The organism is Frankia sp. CgKIO3 (genome assembly GCF_977946435.1).
Map to the genome: position 1 here is coordinate 1 of NZ_CDWTMO010000235.1, position 4,650 is coordinate 4,650.

Here is a 4,650-nt window from a genome sequence, read left to right on the forward strand (position 1 = left end):
CGCCGCCCCCGCGGCCACCTCCGTGAGTCCCCCCGCCGAGCAGCCCTACCGGGAGCTGGGGCTCACCGACGACGAGTACGCCCTGATCATCGCGACCCTCGGTCGCCGGCCCAGCGATGCCGAACTCGCGATGTACTCGGTGATGTGGAGCGAGCACTGCTCCTACAAGTCCTCCAAGGTGCATCTGCGGCAGTTCCGGGATACCCCGTCGACGGACCGGCTGCTGGTGGGCATGGGGGAGAACGCGGGCGTCGTCGACGTCGGCGAGGGGCTGGCGGTCACCTTCAAGATCGAGTCGCACAACCACCCCAGCTTCGTCGAGCCGTACCAGGGGGCCGCGACGGGTGTAGGCGGCATCGTCCGCGACATCCTGACCATGGGGGCCCGCCCGATCGGCGTGCTCGACCCGCTGCGCTTCGGCGAGGCCGACGCTGCGGACACCGCCCGGGTCCTGCCCGGGGTCGTCGCCGGCATCGGTGGCTACGGCAACTGCCTCGGCCTGCCCACCATCGGCGGCGAGGTCGTCTTCGACCCGACCTACGCGGGTAACCCGCTGGTCAACGCCCTGTGCGTCGGGGTCATGCCGGTCGATCGGGTGCAGACGTCGGCGGCGACCGGGGTCGGCAACGCCGTCGTCCTGCTCGGCGCCAAGACCGGCCGGGACGGCATCGGCGGCGTCTCGATACTGGCGTCGGCGACCTTCGACGAGGGCGGCGGCCCGGCCCGGCGGCCCTCGGTGCAGGTCGGCGACCCGTTCACCGAGAAGATCTTGATCGAAGCCTGCCTGGAGCTGTTCGACCGCAAGCTCGTCACCGGCATCCAGGATCTCGGCGGCGCCGGGCTGACCTGCGCGCTGACCGAGACCACCGCCGCGGGCATCGCCACCGGCCAGCCCGGCGGCATGAAGGTCGACCTCGACCTCGTGCCCCTGCGCGAGACGTCGATGGCCGCGCACGAGATCCTCGCGAGCGAGTCCCAGGAGCGCATGCTGGCGATCGTCACGCCCGAGGCGCTGCCCGAGGTTCTCGCCCTCGCCGAGCGCTGGGGTGTGCTCGCGACCAGGATCGGCACCGTCACCAACAGTGGTCGGCTGACCGTACGCTGGCATGGCGAGGTCGTCGTCGACGTTCCGCCCGGATCACTCGCCGACGATGGCCCAGTCTACGAGCGCCCTCTGCGCCGCCCGGTCGACTTCGACCTGGTCCGGGCGGACGCGCCCACGCCCGCCCGGCTCGCCCGGCCACGGACCGGGCCGGAGCTGCGGGAGACCCTGCTGCGGCTGGTCGCCTCACCGAACCTGTGCTCGCGGGCCTGGGTGACCGACCAGTACGACCGGTACGTGCAGGCGGGCACCGTGCTCGCCCAGCCGGAGGACGCGGGCGTGCTCCGGCTGTCGGCGGCCACCGGCCTGGGGATCGCGCTCGCCACCGACGGCAACGGGCGGTACGCACGGCTCGACCCGTTCGCCGGCACCCAGCTCGCCCTGGCGGAGGCGTGCCGCAACGTGGCCGCCACCGGATCGGTGCCGATCGCGGTGACGAACTGCCTGAACTTCGGCTCCCCCGAGGATCCCGAGGTGATGTGGCAGTTCGCCCAGGCGTGCGCGGGCCTCGCCGAGGGCTGCCGGCGGCTCGGCCTCCCGGTGACGGGCGGCAACGTCTCGTTTTACAACCAGACCGGCTCAACGCCGATCCATCCGACCCCGGTGATCGGGGTACTCGGCCTGTTCGACGACGTCACTCGCCGGACGCCCATCGGCTTCGCCGAGGAGGGAGACGTCCTGATCCTGCTCGGCGACACCGCCGACGAATTCGGCGGCTCGGAGTGGGCGTGGGTGACGCATCGCCATCTCGGCGGCGAGCCGCCGGCCGTCGACTTCGCCCGGGAAAAGCTGCTCGGCGAGATCCTCGTCGCCGGTTCCCGCGACGGCATGCTCACCGCCGCGCACGACCTCTCCGACGGTGGGCTCGCCCAGGCGCTCGTCGAGTCGTGCCTGCGCGGCGGGCACGGCGCCCGGATCATCCTGCCGGCCGGATCAGACCCGTTCGTCGAGCTGTTCAGCGAGTCGGCCGGCCGCGCCGTCGTCGCGGTGCCCCGCGCGGAGGAACTGCGCTTCACCGGCATGTGCGAGGTGTGGGGCCTGCCGTGGCGGCGCGTCGGTGTCGTCGACGGGGACACCCTCGACGTACAGGACGCCTTCACCGTCGGCCTCGACGAGCTACGCGCGGCGCACGAGGGAACGCTGCCGGCGCTGTTCGGCCGGCTCACCTAGACACGAGTACGTCCGAGCCGAGTACGTCCGGATAAATCCAGGTAAGTCCCGGCGTCGGCGGGCGAGGCCGGTCAGGAGTGGCCGTAGGGCTCCGGTCCCGGGCCGTCCGCGGTCTCGCCCGCCCCGTTGTCGTCCACCGAACCCGGCGGATGGGCGGCCACGCCCACCAGCTCGACGTCGATCGGCTCCAGGTCGGAGGGGTCCTCGTCGAACAGGACGGGTTCAGGATGCGCCGAAGGAGCCACCAGTGCCTCCGAGTGCGCCCCACAACCGTGGTCGATCGACGTGACCCGGCCGTCGTCCGGTGCGAGCTCGTTGGCGCAGACGCCGAACATCCGGCCGAGCGCACCCGCGAGCCGCACGTGGAATCCGCAGGTCAGGCAGGATGCGGGCGCCACCTTGGCGATGGATGCGCCCGGGCCGGCGGGACCCGCGTACCAGCGTTCGACCGCTTCCTCCCGCCCGGTCACGGACAGCACCCGGGCCCGCCCCAGACCGAGCTCGATGAAGACGTCGCTGTCGGCGAACTCCTCGGTGTCTTCTGTGCGCAGCGCGAGCCGAGGATCGTCGATGGCGGTCGGCAGCAGGTCCCCGACGCCGACGTCGCCCGGCCGCAGCCGCTCCGACCAGGGGACCCACGGGGGCGCCAGCATGGCCCCGTCCCCGGGCATCAACACGACGTCGTCGACCGTCGCCTTGCGCACCCGCGCGGCTCGAGTAACGATCACCGTCCAGACCCAGCCGGGGTAGGCCCGCGACAGGCAGGCGAACCGGTGCAGGGCGAGGCGGTCCCCCTCGCTCTCGACGCCGAGATGCTCACCGACCTCCGCCGCGGACCCCGCCTCCTCGACGGCCGCCTGCCGGGCCAGGTCAACGGCGGCCGCACAGGTCGGATCGGCCACGGGTTCCCGCCCGGACCGGACCGTCCTACGAACATCGGGAGCATCCACGGGAAGTATTCTCACCCACGAACCCTCCCACCGCCCGACGTGGTCGTAGTGGCGCCGGTCCAGGACAGCGCCGGTCCAAGACGAGGACACTGGGCAGGGTGAACCTGGGCAGCACAGTGGTGAACAGCCTGCGCCGGCTGCGGGCGAGTGTGCGCGGCAATGACGCCGACCGGTCGGGGCTGTCGTCGCTGACGGAGCTGTCGTTCGTCAACGCCGCCGGGGACGCGCTGGTGACCGTCGCGTTGGCGGGTTCGCTGTTCTTCGCCGTCCCGTCCGGCGAGGCCCGGTCGAAGGTCGCCCTCTACCTACTGGTCACCATGGTGCCGTTCGCCCTGCTGGCGCCGGTCATCGGTCCGCTGCTGGACCGGGTGGCCTACGGCCGGCGGACGGCGCTCGCCGCCATCTGCCTGGGCCGCGGGCTGCTGGCGTGGCAGCTCGCGGGGGCGCTCGACGGGCTGGCCGTCTACCCCCTCGCGCTCGGCCTGCTCGTGCTCTCCCGCGGGTTCGGCGTCGCGCGCAGCGCCGTCATTCCCCGGGTGGCCCCGGCGGAACTCACGCTCGTCACGATCAACTCACGGATCTCGCTGGTCAACATCGTCGCCGGGGCGGTCGTGGCACCCGTCGGGTTGGGCATCGCCAACATCCCTTTCGTCGGCTATCCCTGGGTGTTGCGGATCTGTGCCCTCGTCTACATGGCCGGGGTCCTACTGGCATTCAACCTGCCCGGGCACGTCGACTCCGCCGCCGGTGAGCAGCCACTGCGCGGGCCGCTTCCCTCAAGCGTGGCCCGGCGCAGTGTCGGGACGTGGATCCGGGCGTTCCTCGGCACGCTGCCGGTGGCGCTGCGCGCCGCCCTGGTGCTACGCAGTCTGGTCGGCTTCCTGACGTTCTATCTGGTGTTCCTCCTGCGCACCAACGGCGGGAACAACCTGTGGCTGGGCGGGCTCGCGGTCTGCGCGGGCGCCGGCAGCGGCCTGGGAGTCCTCATCGGCGGCCGGCTCGGCCGGCGCCGCCCCGAGGGCATCCTCATGCTCGCGCTGGTGTTGGCGGCAGGGGGATGCCTCGGTGCGGCGATCACCTACACCAAGTTCACCTCGCTGGTCGCCGCGCTGCTGGCGTCCATGGCGGGGTCGATGGGGAAGCTGGCGCTGGACTCGATCATCCAGCGGGACATCCCGGAGACCACCCGCAACTCCGCGTTCGCCCGCTCTGAGACCGGTCTGCAGCTGGCCTGGGTCGCCGGCGGGGGCCTCGGACTGATCGAGATGCCCGGGATGGTCGGCTTCGCGGTGGCCGCGGCGGCGATGGGGATCACGTTGTTCGTGGAGGCCGGCGCGCTGCGCCGGTCCCGGCTGGCCGCCCGCGCCCAGTTCCGCGCGGACGCCCGGAACCACCCACCCGCCCACAACGATCCGGACACGACGAAAC

General features: G+C 72.3%; 3 protein-coding genes. 2 read left to right on the plus strand and 1 reads right to left on the minus strand.

All coding sequences use genetic code 11. From position 1 onward, the window contains the following. Positions 1-22: 22 nt before the first annotated feature. Positions 23-2,272: a phosphoribosylformylglycinamidine synthase subunit PurL gene (gene purL / locus AC08OJ_RS18640; RefSeq protein ID WP_476596417.1), complete on the plus strand. Its 2,250-nt coding sequence runs from the start codon at positions 23-25 to the stop codon at positions 2,270-2,272. Between the two features lie 71 nt (positions 2,273-2,343). Here purL and AC08OJ_RS18645 read toward each other — a convergent pair whose 3' ends face one another. Continuing rightward, a complete protein-coding gene (locus AC08OJ_RS18645) occupies positions 2,344-3,237 on the minus strand; it encodes a DUF3027 domain-containing protein (RefSeq protein WP_476594546.1) in 894 nt (297 codons plus the stop codon). 83 nt (positions 3,238-3,320) lie between these two features. Between AC08OJ_RS18645 and AC08OJ_RS18650 the strand changes: the two genes are divergently transcribed. Further along, the coding region (locus AC08OJ_RS18650; protein ID WP_476596416.1) for an MFS transporter at positions 3,321-4,650 on the plus strand (1,330 nt) is incomplete at its 3' end.